Source organism: Granulicella aggregans (assembly GCF_014203275.1).
In the GTDB taxonomy this organism is placed as follows: Bacteria; Acidobacteriota; Terriglobia; order Terriglobales; family Acidobacteriaceae; genus Edaphobacter.
Genome location: NZ_JACHIP010000005.1, coordinates 549,069 through 573,004 on the forward strand (window position 1 = coordinate 549,069; position 23,936 = coordinate 573,004).

The 23,936-nt window shown below is 61.0% G+C and carries 8 protein-coding genes; 6 read left to right on the forward strand and 2 right to left on the reverse strand.

Annotation, left to right across the window (positions count from 1 at the left end):
- Positions 1 to 380 precede the first annotated feature (380 nt).
- Positions 381 to 2,066, forward strand: a complete 1,686-nt coding sequence (locus tag HDF16_RS19410) for a SpoIIE family protein phosphatase (protein WP_184220438.1) — start codon at positions 381 to 383, stop codon at positions 2,064 to 2,066.
- A gap of 31 nt (positions 2,067 to 2,097) precedes the next feature.
- Here the strand turns inward: HDF16_RS19410 and HDF16_RS19415 are convergent, their stop codons facing one another.
- Both HDF16_RS19415 and HDF16_RS19420 read right to left on the reverse strand, forming a co-directional pair.
- Complete coding sequence (locus HDF16_RS19415) at positions 2,098 to 2,700, reverse strand: outer membrane protein (protein WP_184220441.1); 603 nt, start codon at positions 2,698 to 2,700, stop codon at positions 2,098 to 2,100.
- Positions 2,701 to 2,712: 12 nt separating this feature from the next.
- A complete protein-coding gene (locus HDF16_RS19420; protein ID WP_184220444.1) occupies positions 2,713 to 9,849 on the reverse strand; it encodes a choice-of-anchor D domain-containing protein in 7,137 nt (2,378 codons plus the stop codon).
- Between the two features lie 264 nt (positions 9,850 to 10,113).
- On the opposite strand from HDF16_RS19420, the gene HDF16_RS19425 reads away from it, so the two are divergent.
- From HDF16_RS19425 to HDF16_RS19445, 5 genes are all read left to right on the forward strand, one after another.
- Complete coding sequence (locus tag HDF16_RS19425; RefSeq protein WP_184220447.1) at positions 10,114 to 10,701, forward strand: ECF-type sigma factor; 588 nt, start codon at positions 10,114 to 10,116, stop codon at positions 10,699 to 10,701.
- A gap of 62 nt (positions 10,702 to 10,763) precedes the next feature.
- Positions 10,764 to 13,502, forward strand: coding sequence for a serine/threonine-protein kinase (locus HDF16_RS19430; protein WP_184220450.1), 2,739 nt, complete (start codon positions 10,764 to 10,766; stop codon positions 13,500 to 13,502).
- Between the two features lie 372 nt (positions 13,503 to 13,874).
- Positions 13,875 to 18,179, forward strand: coding sequence for a hypothetical protein (locus tag HDF16_RS19435; RefSeq protein ID WP_184220453.1), 4,305 nt, complete (start codon positions 13,875 to 13,877; stop codon positions 18,177 to 18,179).
- 52 nt (positions 18,180 to 18,231) lie between these two features.
- A complete protein-coding gene (locus tag HDF16_RS19440; protein WP_184220456.1) occupies positions 18,232 to 18,723 on the forward strand; it encodes a hypothetical protein in 492 nt (163 codons plus the stop codon).
- Between the two features lie 65 nt (positions 18,724 to 18,788).
- Positions 18,789 to 23,921 (forward strand): hypothetical protein, encoded by a 5,133-nt coding sequence (locus tag HDF16_RS19445; RefSeq protein WP_184220459.1) that lies wholly within the window; start codon positions 18,789 to 18,791, stop codon positions 23,919 to 23,921.
- Positions 23,922 to 23,936: the final 15 nt, after the last annotated feature.

Here is a 23,936-nt window from a genome sequence, read left to right on the forward strand (position 1 = left end):
GGGCAAATTAATAGGATCGAAAGACGGGGCCTGATCTCCCACTGGCAGCGACAATCACCCGGACGCGCCACGGCCTTCCACTCCACAGAGTCAATGACTCAGCTTCGTTTCGGAACGAGAGCGCCGACTTCCAGGCGATTCACCCTGCCGAAACGAACCGCGGTACGAGGCAGTTACGGGAGGAGGCTTTCAGAGGCGATATCGCTATAAACTATTGACGGCATTACGCCTTGTCAATGACGTTGGCCGGATTCGTCCCGAATTGACATCGTTAGTAACAGTACTTGCGCAATCGTTCGTAACCCACTTTCGACACAACGAGATAGAGGGGCGGCCACTGCTAACATCAGCAGGCCGCCGAAATTGCAATCCATCAAAATATGCCCGAATCAATTGCTACAGCAAACGCTTATCTAGAGGTCGTATTTCCTGACCGCCCCACAGAGATGGTTCCCATTACGGAACTTCCATTCTTCATTGGGCGAGGTCATGAAAATGGTAATCACCTCTCCATCGACGACATGCGCGTCTCCCGTAAGAGCGCGGTCATCGCCACCGGCGCGTCCGGGCTCGTCGTCGAGGACTACGGCCAACGCGAGGGTGTCTTCGTCAATGGCGAGCCGGTCAAGGTCCAGGCCCTCGTCCACGGAGACAGCATCCGCCTGGGAAGCGACGACGGATGCCAAATTATCTTTCGCTTGCCTCCAGAGACAGTCGCGCAGGAGGAAGCTGAGTCAAAGCTGCGAAGCATTCTTGGTTCGATGGGCGACAACTCCGCCGAGGAGCTGAACGGGCTGAAACTGCTGCTTGAGGCGACTTCGCTGATGCACTCGCAGCTCCCGTTGGAGTCGGTCCTCGCCGCGATGATCGATCACGCGATCGTCATCACCAGCGCGGATCGCGGTATGTTGCTGGAGCCGGATGCGGCGGGTGATCTGCAGGTGAAGATAGCCCGTGGGCGGGATGGCGAGGCTCTTGTACCTGAGGAGATGAATCCCAGCCGCTCAGTGCTCGGCAGCGCTATTGAGCTTGAAGCAGCCGTCGTCAACGAAGACCTGAACCTCGCCGAGATGAACCTGCAGAGTGCGCAGAGCGTCGTCATGCAGCTTCTGCGCTCTTCCGTCGTGATTCCCCTGTACGGCACACCCCGCCGCCAGGCCGACCATTCCATCGCGTTCACGCGACGAGACCTGCTGGGCGCTGTCTATCTCGATTCGAAGCGAACCGCCACCTTCTCCGCTCTGGATCGCCAGATTCTGGACGCTCTCGGCGCGCAGGCTGGGAGCATTCTGGAGAACGCTCGGCTGATCGAACGGGAACGCGAGCGCCAGCGGCTCGAACAGGAGTTGAGCATCGCGCGTGAGATTCAACAGGGCCTTCTCCCTCAGGGATTGCGGGACTACCCGCACCTCTCGATCGCCAGCCTCCATCATCCCTGTAACGAGGTAGGCGGAGACTATTACGACGTCTTTCCTATGCCCGACGGACGGCTTGCCTTCCTGATCGCGGATGTTGCCGGTAAGGGTCTTGGCGCCGCATTGGTCACCACCATGCTGGCGGGAGCTCTTTCGGGAATGACGCTGGGTGCAGATCCGGTGAAGGTCTTCAACCACATGAACCAGTTTCTCTGCGACCGCGCTGCGGTGGCTCGGTGCGTCACCATGTTCCTCGGGCTAATCGACGCTGATGGCGCTCTTGAGTTCGTGAGTGCCGGTCATCCTTCTCCACTCATGATGCGCGGAGGAACGGTAAGCGAACTCTACTCCACCGGTTCTCTTCCCCTCGGATTGCTTGAAGGAGAGTCGTATCTTTCGACCCGCATTCAGCTTGCCCCTGGAGACACTCTTCTGCTTTACACGGACGGTATCACGGAGGCCGAGGATAAAGACAGGCAACTGTTTCAGGATGAACGACTCAAACAGGTCTTCAGCCAACACCAGGATGCCTCGTTACAAGACCTGCAGGACGGCATCGTGCGTGCCATCGAGAAGTTCACCGGCGGCACTAGCCAGTCAGATGATGTCACGCTTCTTGTGGTCCGCTACAGCGACACGCGCGGGGGCTGAAGCCAGATCGCTTGAACAGACTGCACGCTTGCTAAAAGCGCAGAACGATGCCGGTGGCGATACGCAGGTTGTTCTGATGGTCGTTGCTTCCGTTGTCGAAGGTGGTAACGAGGTAGTTGGCCTCAACGAGGCGGATGGAGAGGCGACGGGTGGCGCGGAAGTCGACCCCACCTCCCACCAGCGATGCGAAGGCTGCGCCTGCGTTGCCGACATTCGAAGCTGAGCCATCCACGAGCGAGCCCGTTGAGTGAGCGACTCCTACGAGGACCTCGCCGAAGGGGCGCAGGCGCGAAGGAAATCGTGGAACAGAGTAGCGTAGGCCTGCGGTGAAGGTGCTCAGCGTGAGATCGAGGCCGGTGTTCGAGACCGCTCCTGCGCGGGCCACGCCGATGTCGCCAACGACCGAGAGATGCGCACGGTGGAGAGGCACGGCAATGCTCACATTGCCGCCATTAAGGTTGAAACAACCGCAGTCTCCGGCGGGAGCGTTGCTATGCAGGTAGTTGTAGCCGAGCGCGAGTTCAGGGCGCAGGCCATCCTGCGAGGCTGCCGTGGATTGAGCGTGAGCAGCGATTGAGACCGAGGCCACCACCGCGCATACAGAGAAGATGAGTCTTGCCAGGTTTGTCCGCATGGAGGTGTCCTTTTACTTCACGATGAGCTGAACTGTGGTGGATTGAGTGGTCTCACCGCTGGTTCCGGTGATGGTGATGTTGTAGGTCTTCGCCGTGGCTCCCGCGCCGAAGCCTCCGCCGCAACCCGTGAGAACCGTAGCAACGCCGATCGTGGCAAGTGCCATCAGGGCGAATCGGATCAAAGCGCTGCGTCTCTTACGCATCGCGATGAAGATCGCCATGAGCGGGAGGATAGCTATTGCCAACCTTCCTCCGGCCATGAAGCCAGCTTGCGAGACAGTTGAAGTTGCGGTCTGGATGGTCAGCACCGAGGTCGCGGAGCCGCTGCCTGGCGAGAGTGTCGCCGGGGTGAAGCTAGCCGTGAAACCTTGAGGGACGCCGCTCGCAGAGAGGGTCACGCTTCCCGGGAACGTGCCGTTCTGCGCGTTGACCGTAAGGCTGTACTGCGCGGAGCCGCCCGCCGCTATGGTCTGCGAGCCGTTGGCGGAGCTAACCGTAAAGGATGGTTCCGCAGAGCCAGTGCCGCTGAGAGTCACCGTCTGCGGGGAGCCACCTGCGTCATCCGCCACCGCGAGACTTGCCGTGAAGCTGCCCGTTCCGGAAGGGGTGAAGATCACAGAGGCAGAGCACGTTGCCTCTGCTGCAAGCGTCGTTCCGCAGGTATTCGTCTGTGTGAAGGTCGAAGCGTTCGTACCGGTGATGCTGATTCCGGTGATGGTGAGCGTCGCGGTTCCGGAGTTTGTCAGCGTGACCGTCTGCGCCGTGGATGCGGTGGTTGGAGAGGTCGATGGGAACGTGAGCGACGTGGGGCTGAAGGAGAGTTGAGGCGTTGGAGTCACAACCGCGTTCACCACGAAGTTGAGAGAGTTCGATGTACCGCCACCGGGAGTTGGGTTCGTCACCGTGACTGGGAACGTTCCTGCCGTGACTACATCGGTTGCCAGCAGAGCGGCTGTGAGCTGCGTGGCACTAACGAAGGCAGTGGTCTTCGCAACACCATTGAAGTTCACCACGGAGCCACTGATGAAGTTTGTACCCGCGATCGTAAGCGTCGTTGCACCCGCACCAGCAGTGACTGACGTTGGCTGCAAGGCAGTAACCGCGGGGGCGGAGTTGTTGACGGTCGCTGCGGTCACGGTGAAGTTGACCGAGTTCGAGACGCCACCGCCCGGCGCTGGATTCGTGACGGTGACCGGGAACGTCCCGGCTGTCGCTACATCGGTTGCGAGAAGCGCCGCCTTCACCTGTGTCGCACTCACGTAGGTGGTCGCCTTCGCGGTGCCATTGAAGTTCACGACAGAGCCGGTGACGAAGTTCGTGCCGGCGATCGTAAGCGTGGTCGCACCCGCACCAGCAGTAACAGACGTTGGCTGCAAGGCAGTGACGGTGGGGACCGGATTGTTCGTTTGTGCTGCCGTGACGGTGAAGTTGGCGGAGTTCGAGAGTCCACCACCGGGGGTTGGGCTCGTTACCGTGACCGGGAACGTCCCCGCAGTCGCAACATCCGCTGCAGGAATCGCGGCTGTGACCTGCGTGGCGCTCACGAACGTCGTTGTTCGAGCGGTACCGTTGAAGTTCACCACCGCGCCATTCACGAAGTTGCTTCCAGTCACCGTGAGCGTTGTAGTTCCCGATCCCGCCACCACGGTTGCAGGTAGAAGGCTGGTGATCGCTGGCACCGGGTTCGATACGAGCGGCGCATCTTGATTGATGGTGAAGGTCTGGCAGCCAGCAGTGATCGTCAGGACACGCGAAGCGTTAGAGGTGTTCCTGCCTACAGAGTAGAAGACCGCATCGGTCCCCGTTCCAGAGCTGTTCTGATTGATCGTAAGTTCGCTTGGATCATTGCTTGCTGCTGTCCACTTGCAGAAGTTGAAGGACGCCGTGATGGTAAAGAAGTCCGTAGTTCCAAGCGATGAAACGCTGCGCGGAGTGGGGCTGATGGCGAAGGTGCAGGTGAAGGCTGAGGCCTGGTTGGCGGTGAAGATGGAGTAGCCATCCGTCGTGCCGATGGTCAGTGTTGGGGAGATGGGTCCGGCGGCATTTACGGGTAACGAATAGTTGACCACGCCATTACCCGTGCCTGATGCTCCGGCTGTGACAGCAAGCTGGGCGGAGTTACTGGATGTCGCCGTCCACTTGCAGGATGGCGAGGAGGCGGTTACGGCAATCGCGCCGGTGCCACCAGAGACCGGGAACAGAGCGGAGTTGCTGTCGAGAGTGAAGTAGCATGTGGGACTCTGCTGGTTGACTGTCAGCGTCGATCCGCCGATGGCCACGGTGCCTGTCCGAGGAGCGCCATGGTTGGCCGCAACGATGTAGGGTGCGTTTCCACTGCCGACCAGGAGGCCGGAGTTCTTCGGGATAGTGATCCAGTCGGCATAGGGGGTGATGAAAGAAGCGCATGAGTCTCCGGTCGTCACCTTCGCCGTTCCTGTTCCGCCGGCCGCTGGGGATGTCACGGAGCTCGAATCGAGCGTGTTAGGACAGCTTGAGCCACCGTCCTGGGTGAAGGTTATGGTTGTGCCAGCGACGACAACGCTGCCGGTGCGCGAGGCCGTCCCTGTGTTTGCCGCAATATTGATATCAACGGTGCCGGAGCCGTCCGCGCTTGGGTTATCGAGGATGGATACCCAGGGCAAGGACGAGGTGGCGGTCCATGGGCAAGACGCGACGTTCGTGCTGACGCTGGCGGTCGGAGCGATAAGAACTGGCCCATCTGCGCCGATGTTGTCTCCGTCAAGCGATGAAAAGACGCTGTAGGTGCAGGATGCGGCGACGGTCAAGTTCAAAGAGGAGGGAAAGTTTGAACCTCCACCTTCTCCGGGGTCAGGATTGGTTACAGTCACGGCCGGGGTACTGGCGGAGGTCAGCAACGCGGCAGGAACAACCACCTGCAAGGCAGCGCAGATTTGAGGTTGAAAGGGGCCGCCGCAGACCTGGTTATCGAGGAAGCCTTTGACTGGGAGAGCAGTCCCATTGAAGCTGACCGTGCTGCTACTGAGGAGCTGCTCTCCATAGATCGTTAGTGCAAGGTCGCTACTGCCCACCAGAACTGCCGCCGGATCGAGGTGGTCGAGGAATGGGGAGGGATAGACAGCGCTTCCAGAGGTGGTCGCCGTATTGTTGGCGGGGTTGGGATCGACCTCGGTTGCGGCGACAGTCGCAGTATTTGCGACCGCGCCTGATGTGAGGGTCTGTACCGGAATGCTGACCACTGCAGTTGCGCCAGGAGCCATCGTGCCGAGATTGCAGGTGATCTTCTGCCCGCTGACAGTGCATGCGCCTAGCGTCGTCGTGATGGGCGACTGGCAGGAGGCGACGTTGCAATAGGCGCTGCTAACGGTGAGCCGCGAAGGCAGCGTGTCCGTGAAGACGACGTTGTGCGCGGTCGCCGCACCATTGTTCGTGACGGTGCCCGAGTAGGCATAGAAGCCCATGTCCGGACCGGCGACGAGAGCGTACGGCTGCGTCAGGGTCACGCTGACATCGGCCTGGGTGACATCAATCGGATCGCTGATGGTGGCGTTGCAGTTCGCGTCGGTGGTGACGGTCGCGGATCCGAGATAGGTCTGTCCTTGTCCATAGCCGGACGAATCGGCAGTTGGGCTTGAGAAGAATTCCAGGTTGAACTTAGTGCTGGCTGTGCTGTCGAAGCTGCCCAACAGCGTCAAAAGGTTCCCGGTCTTGGTTGCTGCCACGGCCTTCGAAAACTCTGAAGTGTTACCGTTCGGATCAGTCGCTGTCGCCGATACGAAGAGCGATCCCGTGCCAGCAGTCAGGACGGGGAAGTTTTGCAGATTATTGGCGCCGCTGTTTGGCGTGTTGCAGTGAGCGATCGTGGCTGGGCCCGAAGCATCAATGTCGATGCCTAGCGACTGGTTCCCGTAGATGGAGTTCTGGCTGATGCGGTTCCCGGTACCGGTGGTGACGCGAACTCCCGCGCCATCGTTGGCGTTGATGACGTTTGCGATCGTCTGATTGCCCGTGCCTATGCTGCCGTTTGGTGTGCCTGGATTAATGACGACGCCGCTGCCGGAGTTATAGGAAATCAGATTTGTCGATCCCGGCTCGGATCCGCCGATCATGTTGCTCGTCGCCGAGGCCGCGAGATTGATACCGGCACCTCCATTCGGAAGAGCTGTGGTTCCATCCGCCGTCGATCCAATGAAGTTTCCCTGGATGGTATTTCCGGCATAGGTCTGACTACCCGGAGGCAAGCTGACGCCGGAGATATTGATGCCATCGGAGGTATTGCCGGAGATGACATTCCCGGCACCGGGAACTAAGCCGCCGATCTGCGTGTTGCCAGCAGCGGTCTCTGTCGAACCAGTTGAGCCGGAGATAAAGCCCTGATTCACATTGGGTACGGCCTTGGTGCCGGTGACATCGGTGCCGATGTAGTTGCCCTGCACCGTGTTGAGGAAGGAGTTGTCATAGACCGAGACGCCAATCATGTTGCCGGAGATAATGTTTCGCGCCGCATTCACCGTGCCTCCGATCGTCATGCTGGAGACGCTGTGTTCGATAAAGACACCGTTGCCCTGACTCGAGAGAGCGACCGTACCGCTGACGTCCGTACCGATGTAGTTTCCCTGAACGTTCGAGTTCATGGCGGCTCCGCCGTTCGTCAGGTCGTTGATGTCAACATTCGTCAAGTTGCCCGCAATGAAGTTTGCCGCACCGGGCAGCGTGCCACCAATCGTTACAGTGGGGCCGTTCAGGCCAATGCCATCAAAGAAGTTCGAGCGGCTGGGGTCCAGCGTGCCCGGCACGATCGATTTACCCGTAGCATCGAGACCGATGAAGTTACCCTGCACCTGCGCCTCATAGGCGATGGAGAGGACAAGGACACCGCTGTTGCTGTTACCCGAGAAGATATTTCTTGCCTGCGGAGTCGTGCCTCCGATGATGTTTCCTGGCGCGGCCCCGAAGAGCGGCCCGTTGTCCGCGAAAACGCCGACGCGGTTTGGAGCGGCGACCTTGCCGGTAGCATCCGTGCCAAAGAAGTTACCTTCAATGAAATCGCCGACGCCGTTGGCCTCGATGCCATCAGCGCCCGATGCCACCGAACCGCTGCTTCCGCTGCTACTGTAGGCCGGGTTCGCCCAGCCGGTGAAGTCGAAACCGCGAAAGACGGAGCCGGTGTCGTCAAAGGGAACGAATCCGGAGCCGCCTCCAGTCGTCGCCTTACTGCCATCGATCCGGATGAGAATCTTTGCGTTGTCACCATTTGCGAGCGTGTTGGGGCTGGCTCCCGGCTGAGTGTAGCCGTCGATGGTGACGGTGGCGTTGATGGGCGGCAGAGCGAAGTAGTCGAGCGATCCGGGGACATTCTCAGACAGCGGCTGGATGAGAAAGGTTCCGGTCGCAGCGTCGTAACCCGGGTCTGTAGTCCGGATGTTGAAGTCGATCTCGTAGCTTCCGCCACCATTCGTTCCACTCAGCTGTTCAACGAGGTTCATAGCATAGCGAAGCGATCCAGCTGGAGCCGAGGTCTTCGGCGCATCGAGCGTGTTGGTGACGGTGAAGGTGTTCTCCGGCGGCACATCCTGCGGCATCAATACGGGAGAAACCTTACCCGCCTGAAGCATGACCAGTCCGTTGAGTCCATGACGGCCAAGGCGCATCGGCAGCAATGCGGCAGGGGCGCTATCCGCCTGCAGCGATGCGAGTAGTTGCATGGGGGCGCGTGCGGGTATGACAGAGCGGGCGGCCTGTGCTGTGAGCACGCTGGAGCGCTGAACAGAGGATGCAGTCGCCAGCACGTGCACCTGGTTGTTGCCGCTGTCGGGGGCGAGGATGTTCTCCTGCAGTGAACCGGCGACGCGGCCCGCGAGTAGCTGCGGAACACGCTGTGAGAAGCCGGAAGGCAGGTCAACGGTACTGCGCTCGGTCCAGGTTGTCGTGCCGGAGCGACCAGCCTTGCGAAGCACGGCGATCTTTGCGGCCACCCCGGGCGTGAGGGTCCCGCCGATTGTATGGGCTTCCGCGCTTTCTCCCACGCCTGATACCTGCATCGTCGGGACATAGTTCGGCTCGCTGGCCGCGGCATCGCTCAACAACTTTTGTGACAGCGGGCCTTCGAGGATGTGGACGCGTTGATCGCTGCCGAGGGCTGCAAGCGCAGGCCCGGTGCCGGTGAAATCGCCTGAAACTATAGCGCTGACGGTATAGGGTAGCGCCTGCTGCGTCAGCATTGCCGGAGCGACGGTTGAACGCTCCGAGGCCCCGGAAGAGAGACGACGGTCTCTGCCGTGGACGATGATGAGTTGATCGCCAGCGCCGATGGCGAGGCCGTTCATAGGGCCGCCATCGAATCTGCCCAGCGCGAGTGCGGTGGCGGAGTGTGGCAACTTGAAGATCTCTGGCTCAGCCTTGATCGCGCCTTTGGGCGACTCGTAGACAAGAGCTCGCGGGCCGGATGCGGTATCCACCGAGACGATGATATCGGCGAGTCCATCTGCGCGATTGACCTCACCGGCGATGAGCGCGAGGATGTTGCCGGAGATGTCGATACGCTTCGCTGAGAGCAACGTGCCGTGGCCGCTGCCCCTTAGGAAGTAGAGCGCGGTGCTTCCGCGTTGCGCCGTGACAATGTCGAGGTGGCCATCTGCGTCGAAGTCGCCGGTAACGACGAAGTCCGGCCTCTCCGGAAGCGTGAAGGAGCGGGCATCGGGGAAGAAAGGCCGGGGAGGGCCATTCAGTATCGCGGCACCATATGGCCAAAGGGCCTGGATGTTGCCGCGATGAATTGTGAGGCTGCCGCCCTTGCCCGAGGCGAAGCCGCTGACGAGATCGGGAACGCCATCTTCATCGAAGTCGGCGGAGGCCAGCGCGACGGGATCGCCATTCGAAGATGCTCCAAGGCCATTGCCCAGCAACTGGCCCTCGCAGAGGTTCAACGGAGTCGCCCCTCGCTGCTGGACGCGCGCCAGCGACTGGCCGCCGCTCCGAGAGGTAGCGCATCCGCCCGGCACGCGCCTCCGCACGGTCGCTTCCTGCTGGCCAAACGCGTTGGCCGTAAGGCAGAGCATTAGCGATGCGGCAATCGTCCAGATGAAGCCGGACAGCGATGCGGTCAGAGAGATGGAACGGTGGCCGGGTTTCGAAGACTGAGGTTCCGCGCAGTACACGTTAAGTGGCATGGAGCATTCCTTCCGGATAAGGCAACCTTGGGGGCACTTAGAATGCGTGAAACTCGGACAGAATGAATCACGCCCTCTTTGGCGGTCGCTGGGAAGGGCCTCGGCACGCGCCGGTAACCGAGCCGAGACGATCGGTGCTCCGAACCGGTTACTACAAGCCAAGCGCTTCACGACAAAGGGATTGATCGTCGAATTGACGCTCCCGTACATTCATTTCGTTACACTTACCGAACCAGCGTTGGTCGGGCTCAGGGGATTCCAGTTTTGGCGGAGATCACGTTACTGCTGCAGCGGTGGGAGGATGGGGAGCCGGCGGCGCTCGAAGAACTGATGCCGATGGTCTATCCGCATCTTCGCGAGGTGGCCGCCGCCTATGTCCGCCGCGAGCGGACACCCGATCTGCTGCAGGCAACGGCACTCGTCCACGAACTCTACATACGTCTGCTCAACCAGAAGAAGGCGAGTTGGAACGATCGCCGCCACTTCTACGCCTTCTCGGCGCGCATCATGCGGATGATCCTGATCGACCACGCGCGTAGCAACCTCACGGAGATGCGAGGCGGCAATGCTCCGCATCTCCCTCTGAGCGAAGACCTGCTGTGGGTGGATATCGGGAGCTCGGACCTGCTGGAGTTGAACCGGGCGCTCGATGAACTGCAGGCTGTTGATCCTGAAAAGGTAAAGCTGGTGGAGATCCGATACTTCCTGGGATGTACCGCCGAAGAGACAGCGGAGCTGACCGGAATCTCAAAGGCGACGGTGGATCGTGAACTCCGCTTCGTGAAGGCGTGGCTTTATCGAAGGCTCTACCCGGAGCGCAAGCCGCTCTATGTCCAAGTTGAGTCAGTTTAGGTTCATTTCACGCTGTCTTCGATAAGAGCCTCGTCCTTCAGGAGAATTCTCTTCGCAAGATCATGAACGAAGCGACGAAACATTTCAGACGTGTGCAGGAAGTCTTTGACGAAGTCATTGCACTTCCAGATGATCGTCGCGATACGCGGCTCGATGAACTGTGCGGTTCCGACACCGAGTTGCTGGCGGATGTGCGTTCTCTGCTCGCGGCCATGGTCGAAGAGATGGAGGCGAGCGGCTCCCTGCGGGAGTCCTCTGCGGCGCGTCCGCAGGATCTGGCGCAGAGGCGAATCGGACCTTATGAGATCGAGTCGCTGCTGGGCCGCGGCGGCATGGGAGCGGTCTACCTGGCGCACCGTGCCGATGGCCAATACAACAAGAAGGTCGCAATCAAGCTGATCGATCTACCGCTGGCCACAAATCTCTTTCGTGAACGCTTTCGCAACGAGCGACAGATACTGGCCGGCCTCGATCATCCTTCAATCGCACGGATGCTCGATGGCGGCGTAAGCCCGGACGGCGATCCGTACCTTGTGATGGAGTACGTGCAGGGCAAGCCGATTCATACATTTTGCACGTCGGCAGGTATTGGGCTGCGTGACCGGCTGAAGCTGTTTCAGGGTGTCTGCGAAGCTGTACAGTTTGCCCACCAGAACCTTGTGGTACATCGCGACCTCAAGCCGGACAACATCCTGGTGGACAGCGAGGGCAAGCCGCACCTGCTCGACTTCGGAACAGCGAAGCTGATCTCCGCTTCCGAAGCAGATGTGAAGAGCGCGTTTACCAGGGAGGGCTTTCTCTCGTTTACGCCGCAGTACGCCAGTCCGGAGCAGGTGCTGGGCAAGCCGATCACCACGGCGAGCGATACCTACTCTTTGGGCGTTCTTCTTTATGTGTTGCTGAGCAACACGCTTCCCTATGAGCTGAATGAGTTCTCCACGGACGAGATGATCCGCGTGATCTGCGAACAGGCTCCACGCCGGATCGCCGCAGCGCCAGAGTTCCATGCTCCACTCGGCGGCGACCTTGAGGCCATTGTTGCCAAGGCGCTTCGCAAGGAGCCCGAGACGCGCTATCGCACTGTGCAGGAGATGCAACTCGACGTTCAGGCTTATCTGGAAAGCCGGCCTGTCTCCGCGCGGCAGGGGACGATTCGTTACAAGGCCACGAAGCTGATTCGACGCAATCGGCTTAGCTTCTCCATTGCGGCGCTGCTTACTCTCAGCCTGATCGGCGGGTCCATCGCTATTGGGTGGCAGGCTCGCATCGCCAACCGCCAACGGCGCATCGCCGAGGCGAGGTCCACCGATCTCCGCGAGCTGAGCAAGAGTCTGCTATCCGAACTGGACGACGCGATCAAGCAGATTCCCGGGTCCACAAGCGCCCAGCAGCTTCTCGTTACGCGCGTGCTTGAGCACCTCGATCGCATGTCAAACGACGCGCGCGGCGATAGAATCGCGGAACTCGATCTGGCAGACGCCTACACGCAACTCGGCAAACTTCAGGGCGACGCCTATGAACAGAATCTTGGCGATAAGCCCGGTGCTGTAAAGAGCCTGGACAAAGCAGTCGCAATCGCAACTCCTCTAGCGAAGGCGAGCCCGCGCGATACAGTGGCGCTGACTACGCTCGCCCGAGCGCTGGACGCCCGTGGAGAAGTGCTGAGCCAGACCGACGACAACACAGGGGCAGCCGATAGCCTGCGTGCTTCAATCGACTCTTATAAACAGTTGATCGACCTCCCTGGAGTGACCCCGGATCTACTCTTTGAAGCTGCCGATGTCTACGACATACTAGGCGACCTTCTTGGCCAAGACACGGGCTTTGGTGATGCGGCGGGAGCCCTGGACAACTATCGGAAGACAATCGCGATCAATACTCGCGCCCTGGCAATCGATCCCAACTTCATGAAGGTCAAGCGTGGATTGGTAACGATGCAGATGAAGCTGGGCAATGTTCAACTGGAGACTGATCCCCAGGCAGCACTTCTCGACTTTCGCGGCGCACTGAGTGCGGATGATGCTCTGCCAAAGAAAGAGAAAGAGCGATTGAACATGCTGCGGCTGCATGCTTTATTGGTGCGAAAAGAGGGGGATGCGCTCTCCCAGCTAGGCAGGTATAAGGATGCCGTTCAGAATTTTGCGCGATCCCGAAAGGAGTATCAGGATCTAGCGGCTGCGGACCCGAAGGACTTCCGCGCGCTTGAAGACGTTCACCGCGAGTTGCGCGACGAAGCAGTCAGCTATGAAGATGCCAGCGATCCGCGGCTGGTCTCTACTCCTGCTGCGCGTCAACGCAGCCTTCTCGAGGAAGAGCGCGTCTTGGCTGAAGAAGAAACTTCTCTGAGGCGATTGCTTGCGATTGATCCTAAAGAGATCAGATTCAAGACGGCGCTGGATGCTGCTCAGGCAAATCTCGGCACTGTAAGGTATCGGCTGCACGGGCAGGAATCAGAGCAGAAGATGACTTCGGCCCTTGCAGATCTGAAGAAGGACGCAGTTGGAGATGGAGCTTCATCCATGATTCTCGACCTTGTCGTGACTACGTTCCTGCAAGCCGAACCGACCACGTTGCGTGATCCTTCATTCGCGTTAACTCAGGCCAAGCGTGGGGTGGAGCTGACACATCACAAAGCGCCAGGCTGGCTCTTATCGCTGGCTCAAGCGTATGCAGCAGCAGGAAAGAACCAGGAAGCGCGTTTCGCAGCCGAGGAAGGTCTCAATATGCTTCCTCCGCCCACCAACGATGAAGCGATCTCTCGAATGCGCAAATTGCTACAGCTGTATTCGGCTCCCAATTAGGTGGAGTCACCGCATCCGGAGCCACACGTTCGTCTTCGTGCGGTTCAATGCAAATTCATTTGACATACGGGGCCAATATGCTGAAGATGTTGATCGCTCTCCTGATAGGCGCTTCAGAGTCTTCAAAAGCCATACCTGGATGAGCTCCTGATTTGCCCCATTTCGCGCCATTCTGGCGTGCCTACTGCCTGACTCGGCCCCGTTTGAATCTTTAGAGCAAACCTTTGCGCGCGGATCGTCGAGCTTCGCATTGCGCGCGGATCGTCGAGCTTCGCATTGCACGCGGATCTGCGGCTACGCCCGCATGTGAGCATGCGGAATCTGTAACGCAAACATAGGGCCACGCACCACTGTTTCGCAGGAGGTAAGACCGTGGCGAATGTCGTTCTGGGTTTACAGGCAGGAATAGCTAGCGGTGCTGAGGCCACATTCGATGGGCAGCCGATGCAGCGCGGAACGCATCTTCGCTGGGGGTTCAGCCCCGAACTTGGCTTCCCTCCGGGTGGCTTCTGGCTCTGCCGCAAGGAGATTAAGGGCGTAACGCAACCATCTCCCACCTCCAGCCATGGCAACGAGAGCAGTTTGTCCGGTGCGATCAGCCACATCATGGGCGAGGCCTCGACGATGCTGAGCCGCGTCGCCGACTCGCTCGATCCCGCGAGCGCAACGCAGCCGAGCAACGAATGCAACCAGCAGCCTGCCGCTGTCTCCGCGACCGGTGTGAACCAGTGGGTGGCTACGCCACCACGCGCATGCGAGAGCGTCACCGTCGCCGGCTGTGCTGCGGATGGCTGCGAGGAAGTCATCATCGAGACGTTTTCGAAGGACGCCAACGGAGAGCTGCACGTCTCCAAGCGGCAGATTGTTCGCGTTGAGAGCGGAGGCTTCCGTGTCCGCATCGCCGCTCGCGAGATCTCCTGTGTCCGCGTAGTGGGAGCGGGCAGCGTAGACGAGTGTGGCTGCGAGGTATTGCCCCCCACTTGCTGCGACGGAGGCAAGGGCGGTGGCGGCAATGGAGGGGGTCAGGGGCCTCCCGGAAACGGCGGCGATCCCGGCTGGGGTGATCCGGGCCGGGATGGATGGCAGTGTTGGCGCGTTCCCTTCACGTTGCCGCTCACGCTTGCGAAGTGGCCTGCTCGTTATCACGGTGCGCCCAATCCGGCGACAACTCCGCCCAGCGTGGTCCAGAAGGACGATATCAAAGAGGCTCTTCGCCGCCTGGGAACGTTGCAGCTCTCCGAGGGGCTTTCGGCAACTCAACAACGGAAGGAACTGGAGACTCTTCGCGTCGAGCTGATTCGGCTGGTGCAGGGTTATCCTACGGTCCTCCAGGCGGACGTGCCGCTGAGTACCTCTCCGTCAGCCGCGAACGCTCCGAATCTCAACCTGAACCTGATCCAACAACTGCTCCTGCTCGCGCTCGATCCCTACTTCGCCCGTGTGCTCGGCCTATACTTCGTCGACGAAGACACTGCGCCCGGGGTCATCTATGAGTACCGCATCACCGGCTACTGGGGCCTGACAAGTGCTCAGTCGGATGTCGTCTATCCCGGGCTGGCGCAGGCAGCGCCGTTGGCGCGAGGCTTGGCCAACTTCGATGGAATGTCAATCCAAGCGCTTAACAACTCTTCGCTTTGGCGCTGGACCCGCGATGATGCCAACGGAAACTATCGGCCACTCACTGACCCTGCGGCACCGTTCCAGGTGAACTCCACGGTAAGCACTGCGCTTGCGGGATTCATCCCGGCTCAACAGCCGGCAGCTCTCCTTGCCGTGTTCTCGAAGCCTGTCTTGTTCGGCTTTCCGGCGCCTCCCCCTGAGGTCTCCATCAAGCTACCGCATGCCTATCCCCAGGTGGACATCCAGATAGCAGGGAGAGGTACGGTCTTTGCGTTCGCTGAGGGCGTACTGGTTGCGTCAACCAGCTTCAACAGCGCTCAGCTTCAAACTGCAACTGCCGTGGTTGCAAATCCCGACACTCCCATCGACGCCATCGGGATTACAGGTCTGGGCGGCGTTCTCTTCGGCCCCGAGATCGTCCTGGTGGGCAGCCTCCGTCTGCACCTTATCGCGCCCGACATGATCGGGACGCGCTTCGCGATCGCTCCTGCGACGCACCACCTGATCCCGCTCGCCGCTCCCGGCGATCCCATCGCCACCTTCCGCCATCGCCAGGCGGATGTCGATCCCGCAACGCTGACCTTAGTTCCGCACAGCCTCTTCGATGTCGAATGGCCCGCGCCTGATCTGCCGACCGTCACACCGCCCGGCAACCCGATCACCGACCCCGGTGCCCTGCCCCCGCCAACCTTGCCCATCGGCTTTGTCGCCGAGCGCGAGGACACCGGCAAACCATCCAGCATAGTCCGCATCGCCGAGCGCATCGTGGCCGCAGGCTCGCCGACGCCCGCTCACTCGAAGATTACGTCGAAGCGTCTCTACCGGCTCGCCGACAACGGCGTGGTCGATCCCATCACCGCCTATAGCTATCGCGTCGCCGGCTTCGACATCTTTGGAGCACTTGGCAAGTGGAGCCACCGCACCGCGGCGTTGCCGGTCGAGAAGATCGCCGCCGCGCCGACGCAACTCCGCATACTACAGTTCGATAACACTAGCGCCAACGGTGGCGCGCCCTCCGCCGATGGTTCAGCATGGGTCGGCGGCAGGCTCATCTTCAACGTGAACTGGTCTGGCGCTGCGTTTCTGATGTACCCGGATGTCGAGACCGCTCGCATCAACATCGAATTCCTTGATATCGCCACCGGCGTGCCCGCTGGCACACTGACAACCGCCGACATTACTCTGCCCGCGCGCAACGTTCAGGCGCTCACGGTGGCCTCGGTCGATGTCACACCGTCGGGCGATGGCTCGACGTGGACCGTCGATATTCAAACCACCCCCGCGTTGCCCGCGCTCGGCGTTCGCGATCCCGCGGCAGTGTTGATGCTGACGCTCGCAGATGGCACCAACGAGCGCTACGTCGTGCGGCCATCCAATCCGAACGATCCCAATCCTGGCCCCATCACTGCGCGAATCAAGGCCGGAGCGGCGGCGCGCATCGTTGCCACGCCAGCCGCATTCGTCAATCAGCCTGCCTATCTCGTCAGTGGATATGGCAAGCAGATGTCGTTGTCGGTGCCGATGAACATTCCCATCGACCAGCAGACGGCGCGGGCACGGCTCTCGGTCACCGGCTCCACAAAGAATCCGTTCGACGCAACGGAACAGATCATCGACCCAAACGGTATCAACCCGCCGCGCCCCGAGCCGCAGTCGGTCGCGTTGGCCTTTACCGGGCCGCAGCGGCTGGTGCCGCCCGCACCGCCCACCCCCGTACATGACGTGCATCACGTCTACTACGATCCGGCTGACTTTACCGGCAGCGCTGGCAAGACGCTGCCCTTCGACACCAGCGCGCCTACAGGAATCTCCGGCTACATCCTGGAGCGCGCAGCGGTGCGTTCGCTCATCCTTGCAGACTTGAAGCGGCGCGGTGGCAATGCTGTCGACAATAATCCGTCGATCGCGGGAAGGCCCGACCTCACTGCGTGGATCACAGAAGTCCCAGCATGGATAACAGCCTACAACGCGCTCAACGGGACCACCTTTACGACGGCGAACGTCCTGAACGATGCCGCAGCGCAACGCGCCTTCGTCGATCACTTCTACGGCGGTCTGCTCGATGATGAATTGCGCGCGCTTGCGGATGTGGATGCGAATCTTGCCGGCTTCGCGCGGGTAAATACGCAACCTGTCCCTCCGAAGTCGGCCATCTCGGATGCGGTCGACGGCACTGGTTTCGGTCGCAACCTGTACAAGCTGGCGGCGGTGAATGCCTCGGGCAGCGTCAGTGGAGTCACCGGCTCCATCGGGCCGTACTACACGCGCATTGTCACGCCACCGCGTCCGCCGGTTTTCTACAAGCTGCAAGCGACGCAGTCGGCGATCATCGCGGCATGGGCGCTCGACAGCAATCCGGATGTGGCAGCCTACATCATCTATCGCGCGGGCACCGCCGCATCCCTCACGGATCTTCGCTACTTCGGCGCTGATCCTACGCATCCCGTCGCGCCCTCCGCTCTTGCCGCAACGCAGTTCAACCCGAAGGTTGCGCAAGGTGTCTCGTTTGGGGCCGGACTTCTCGATCCACGCATCATCGGCCTCACGCCCGATCCCAGGCTCTGCGCGCGCGACTACGAAGACAGCGACGCAGGTGAGATCGCACTGCCCATCGGCCCTGCGCCCGACGCGATCAACGGCGTCTATCGCCTAGCGGAGTACGACGCGAAGCTCGATCCGCTGGCGCAGAAGGCGTTCAACTACTGGACGCCGCCCGCCAAAGGAGGCATCGCGCAGCTCATCATCGATACGCTGACGCAATCGCGCCTCACCGGCCTTCGCATCGGCCTCGGTCGCGGGGTTCCCGTCGTCGTCGTCGCAACGTTCGCAGGAAAGGTGAAGGTCTTCGGGCAAGTCCCGATACGCCGCGCGGCCTTTGTCGACGGGTTCACCAGCGGCGGCACGCCCGCCGATCCGAACGCGATCTCCGGCGCTCCATCGCTCAATCTCACCGGCCCCAACTTCTATTGCATCGTTGCCGTGGACATCTTTGGCAACCTCTCCACACCTTCGAAGGCCTTCTCCGCGCAGTTGCTTGCGTTGGCCTCCGGCTCATAAACCGCTCACGCTCTCCGAACAAAGCAGAACGAGAAACAGGAAGGAAGATGTCATGCCGACAGATCCAATTGCTCCAGTAATCAACGCGCTGAGCGTTCTGGTCACTCCCAATCCCGCGGCTGCGACGGGCGCTCCTTCGCAGTGGGAGTCACCGAATAACGCCTCGGACGCATCTCTCTTCGGTCCCATTCAGACATTGCTCACGCTCATCTTCGGAGCCTCGGCCGATATCAAGACGACGGGCCAGGCAATTCACAAGTCTCTGACAGACGTCTCGGGCGTGGTGCAAAGCATCGCCGACGGCCTTGCCAGCCTGCCCAGCGCGACCGACGCCATGAACGCGATGAACGCTTTGCAGCAAGGCCTTGCATTGGCCCAGACGCTCGCGCCCGGCGGCGCCAGCACGGTGCTCAGCTCAGGCAGCGCGCTCTTCACGCAGGTGCAAAATCTACTTTCAGCCACCAGCGATATCGGAGTCGCAGCCGCTGAGCTGGCTCAACTCTCGCAGCAGCTTCGCGAGTTGGCGAACCTCTTCCCTGCCTAGAGCGGAGGAGATCCAGAAGTAACGAGAACGCTTCGAGAGCAAGCTCATCGGAAGAAGGTCCAGGCATGTCGACTCTATCGCTACTACCGCTATCGCTGCTCGAGTCTGAAGGCGCCGCGATCCTGCAACAGGCCGCGGACGCCGCACTGGGGCCGGGCGTCCTCACCGTCACCAGCGACAGCAATGGCATCTCGACGGGGCTGAAGCTTTCGACTGGCCAGACCGTCAACATCGATGATGTGACCATCGGCTCCGGCGGCCTCTCGGGCAGGATCTTCGTCGATGGGCTCGATGCGAATCCGCTCTCGGCGACGCTCTTCGACGGCTTCACCATAGGGCTTACGGCCTTCGACGTTACCCTGGCCCATGGCGGCCTCGCGCAGAGCCACATCGGCGGCCGCTTCACCGTCCCCTTTTTTACCGATCCCAGCGGCAACCCCGAGACGGTCGATGTCGAGCTCGGCTTCAAGTCCGATGGCAGCTTCTCGCTCTCGCTGGCCGCCGTCGAAACCCAACAGAGCACCACGCCCGATGGCCTTGTCCAGTTGAAGTATGCGCTGCCCGGCGGCCTTGGTTCGGTGGAGCTTGACGTCGCCTCCTTCGAGCTCGACCGCGCTCCCGACGGAAGCTTCAAGATCGTCATCTCCGGCAGCCTCATCATGGAGACCGAGGGCCTGCAGTGGCCCACCTTCGAGCTTCGCGGGCTCGGCATCGACAGCAAGGGCCACGTCTCGCTCGATGGCGGCTGGATCGACCTGCCCAGCCAGTGCTCGCTCGATTTCTTCGGCTTCCACGTAGCTTTGCAGAAGCTTGGCATGGGCAGCGACGCCGATGGCAAGTGGATCGGCTTCAACGGCGACATCCACCTCGTCGAAGGTCTCTCGCTCGGCGGTTCGGTGCGTGGACTCAAGATCAACCTCACCACTGGTGCGCTCTCCTTCGACGGCGTCGGCATCTCGTTCTCCATCCCCGGCGTGCTGACCATCGACGGCGAGATCGATCACATCCACGTCGACGGCAGCTCGCAGCAGGACTTCAAGAACGCTGGCCTCCTACCGACCGTCTATGACGTAACCGACCCCAAGGGCGCGCCCGCAGGAACGGTGAAACATGTCGATCTCTTCGCCGGCATGGTGAAGGTAGTCATCGAAGCAGCGGGTAGCCTTGAGGTCGACGCAAACTTCATCGTCGGCAACTTTGGCGGCCAGTCCGTCTTCTTCCTCGATATCGACGCCGAGCTGCCGGTCGGCATACCGCTCTTCCTCGATATCTCTCTGTACGGCCTGCAAGGCCTCGTCGCCAGTGGTCTTCAACCTGAACCCGAGCCCGACCATACCTGGTGGGAGTGGTACAAGTATCCCGCCGGGCCGGACCTCTCGGCGACGCCCGACTACAGCGCCACCGACGCGAACAAGTGGCTTGTGCCGAAGGATGGAGCCTTTGCCATCGGCGCGGGCGCGACCATCGGTACCAGCGTCGACGATGGCTTCACCGTGTCCGCAGCGATCATGCTGATCCTGGAGTTGCCCGGGCCCATCATCTCGCTGATCGGTAAGGCCAACATCCTCTCGAAGCGGCTCGGCGGGGCATCCGAAGACGCGAACTTCGAAGCGATGGCTACCTTCGACGGCAACTCCGGAACCTTCGACCTCACTATCGACGCCCACTACGCAATCCCCATCGTGCTCGACATCGAAGCGACGGCTGAACTGTATGTCGATGCGAACCAGGGGGAGTGGTTCTTCGCGCTCGGACTGCCGCCGCACGACAAGCGCGTCAAGGCCCGCATCTTCGACCTATTCGAGACCGATGCATACTTCGTCGTCAGCAACTCTGGCCTGATTACCGGCACATGGACCGGCTATAAGAACTCGTGGAGCTTCGGGCCGCTCTCGGCGAGCATCGATGCCTACCTTGCAACGCTCGTCGCCATTCAATGGTCTCCGCTCCAGGTTTCGGGAGGCATCGAGCTTCACGGCGACATTCATCTCAGCGCCTTCGGCATCGGCATCGGCCTTACAGCGGATGCGCTGCTTGAAGGGTGCGCTCCAAACCCGTTCTGGATTCACGGCGAGATCTCCGTCGAGATCGATCTTCCCTGGCCGCTGCCCAGCCCCAGCGCGACCATCTCGCTCACGTGGGGAGGAGACGACGGCAGCATACCTCCCGCGCCGCTCGCGCTCAGCCACATCGATGTAACGCTCGTCGACCACACCGACGCGAACGACAAGCCGGCCACCGACCATTACGTGCTGCTCGCGCATCGTCCCGGCGGCCCGATGCCGGATCTTCCCGTGCAGTACGACATCCCGGGAACGGTCGCGAATCCTGACAAGCCAGGCATTCTCAACCTAACCGGCGACTCACTCACCAACTGGCAGAACCGCGTCACCGGAATCGCGCCGGAGAACATTCTTCCGGACCTCAATCCGAACGCTCCACAACCACCTGCAGGAAGCCCCGTTCCCATCGCCCCGGTCGTGCCGCAGGACGCACACTTCACCTTAAGCTTTGCCCACCCCGTCGTGGACGGCATCGGCTTCGTCAACCTGACTACGACGCTCCCCCCGGAGTTGGTCACGGTGCAGCCTCCTCCGCCGCCGGGTCTCGTCGCCAAAGACGATATGTCGAACATCGATCCGCAGCCACCTTCGGTGCAGTTCGAGATTCTGCATAAGCTGACTGAGGTATCGCTCTACGAGTACGACGGCAGCGCGTGGAACCTGGTCTGCCATGCAACACCGCTTCCCGCTCCCAGCGATCCTCCGCCGCCCGTCGGCCCAACGTTCATGAACGGTGTCTGGGTCGTCCCACCGCCGACCAAGCAAGACCCAAGACAGGTCCAGATACAGTTGAAGGTCTTCCCGTGGCAGTTATTGCCCGGTCAGGACCACTCCGCACAGTGGAGCAGCCAGACGGCGCAGAAGACCTTCGCCACCTCGTTCACCGATCAGGGCCTGCAGTTCAGCACCAGCGGCTTCGACGCTGTCACGATCGATGGCATCAACTTCGGCGGCATCGTTCCCGGTCTCTTCTTCGAGCCCGACTTCAAACACGCCTCTTATTCCGTCACCATTACCTTCCCGCAGGCGATGGTCGTCACCACCATCGTTGCGATGACTTACATGCGCGACGGCGAGTTCACCGATATCTTCTCCCCGAACTGCACGGGCGATGGCGCCGTACTTACGCCCCTTTCGAGCTTCCAAGATCCGACGACGCAGGCCTTTACCCTGAACTTCGACAGCGGCGGAAAACCGATCAGAGAGTTGACACTCTCCTCCGGATCGTTCCTGCTGCTCTACTCCCTCGAATACACCTCCGCCCCTGTGCCCATGGCGATCCTGCCCGATCCACAGTCGCTCTACGCGATCAAGTCCGTCACCCAGATCCAGGCCGGCCGCTTCAACGGCGGCGCGCCGGACTACCAGGACATCCAACCAGGAAATCCCATCGTGGAGTTCGCCTACTTTCAAACCGCAACCGGACCGGGGACCGCCGAGATTGGTAACGTCACACCGCCGGTGCCGCCGCTTCCCGCCGGCCCTTCGACGTATCCCGTACTTTCCACAAACTGCGGCGACGGACAGACCGCTGCCAGCTTCCCGCTCGCGGGCGCACTAGGCGACCTGACGACTTACACGCAATGGTCATGGCCGCTCGATGGCTCGCTCGCCGCCTACTACGGCTACGACCTCAACGTAGAGTTCGTTGAGAGCTACGTCAACGCGCTGTACACCGCCTTCTCGTCCGGCTCGGTCGCGAACTCACTGCACTTCCGTTGTACAGACCGCAATCACAACCACACCTTACTAGTGCCGCTGGCGATCCATGTGGCGTCGATCCCGCAACAGAGCGCCCTTGTCGCCGAAGCCTTCGCTCTGCCTCTTCCGCAGATCATCTCTCCACCTTCGACCACCGGGCGCGTCAACCTTACACGCGCTCAGGAGGCCGGATTGCAAAAGCGCTCCGCAGTCGCCCTGGACGTGACCAAAGCAAAGTTTCAGCCCGACGTGCTCCCTGACTCGGCGCGTACGACGATCAGCCCTGCTGTCTTGGCAGCTAAGTCGATAATTACCGCTCGCGGCGGCGACTCCGTGATCGCCACCATCAATCCGATCATCGCCGGAGAACTTCTGCATCTTGCCGAGGAGCAGGCCGCTGCAGCCGCCGCGACGCAGCTATGGTTCCGTCAGCTCTATCCGAAGACGCGCTACACGCTTGATGTAGTCGCCGGGCCGTTGCTCCGAGGCCGGGACAGAGGAGGATTGGCGGCGGTTCAAACCGGTGGCGCAGGATCGCTCGCAGCGGTGCTCACGGCGACCGACGCCATCAGCCTGCTAGCTGCGCTCAAGGCCTACTTCGCCTACGAAGACGCGCTAACCACGTTGGAGCGCGTGCAGTTCACCACCTCGCGATACAAGACCTTCACCGACCAGATGGCGAACGCAACCGGACAACTGGCAGGCGTGGCCACCGCGACTCCGCTGCGGCACTACGCGACCGGCATCAGCGCGCAGGACTGGATCAACACGTCGGCTGGCCTCGCGACTTACCAGACTGCGAAAGAGAACTATCTGATCGCTGTACGCAAGCTCAACGACCTCGTCGCCATCTTCAACCCACTAGCCGATAACCTACTTCCTATTCCTGGCCTCTCCGGCTCAGGAGCCGGAGACCTGGTCGTCGATCGCGCCGCTACCACCCAGACATGGAGGCTATTTCAGCAGGCATCGAGTGCGATCTTCGATGGCCTCATCGCAGCCCTCGGCCTGCCGCAACTCGCAAGCGGCCAGAAGCCTTCGGCAGTTCCCGATACCGAGATCAGCCTCATCACGAACACCAGTGGCAATACCATCGAAGCACTGCTGATCGAAAGCCCCGAGCCCTTGCCATGGCTGCGGATCTGGCAGTGGATCCACATGACTCCTGCCTCGCCGTTTGCCGGCGGCCTGCGCGAACTCTTCATCGCGTGGAACGTCGACGGAACCCGAGGCCTGATTGTGCCGACCGGTCAGCCGCATGGACTCTACTCGCTCGGCGTCGACTTCCAGGGCAACGTCGGCGCGCAGGCACCGTGTATCACCGTGGCTGGCGTGGCAGTTGCGGAGACCGCGACGCTCGGACCGGTATCACTCGGGCCGATACGTCGCAGGTTTCCTGTTCGGGGAGAAGTCCCTATCGAGAAGATAGGATAGCTTCCGGTTAACCCA

Coding starts and splice junctions, on each gene's coding strand:
- HDF16_RS19410 (WP_184220438.1), top strand. CDS start 381: ATGCCCGAATCAATTGCTACAGCAAACGCTTATCTAGAGGTCGTATTT.
- HDF16_RS19415 (WP_184220441.1), bottom strand. CDS start 2,700: ATGCGGACAAACCTGGCAAGACTCATCTTCTCTGTATGCGCGGTGGTG.
- HDF16_RS19420 (WP_184220444.1), bottom strand. CDS start 9,849: ATGCCACTTAACGTGTACTGCGCGGAACCTCAGTCTTCGAAACCCGGC.
- HDF16_RS19430 (WP_184220450.1), top strand. CDS start 10,764: ATGAACGAAGCGACGAAACATTTCAGACGTGTGCAGGAAGTCTTTGAC.
- HDF16_RS19440 (WP_184220456.1), top strand. CDS start 18,232: ATGCCGACAGATCCAATTGCTCCAGTAATCAACGCGCTGAGCGTTCTG.
- HDF16_RS19445 (WP_184220459.1), top strand. CDS start 18,789: ATGTCGACTCTATCGCTACTACCGCTATCGCTGCTCGAGTCTGAAGGC.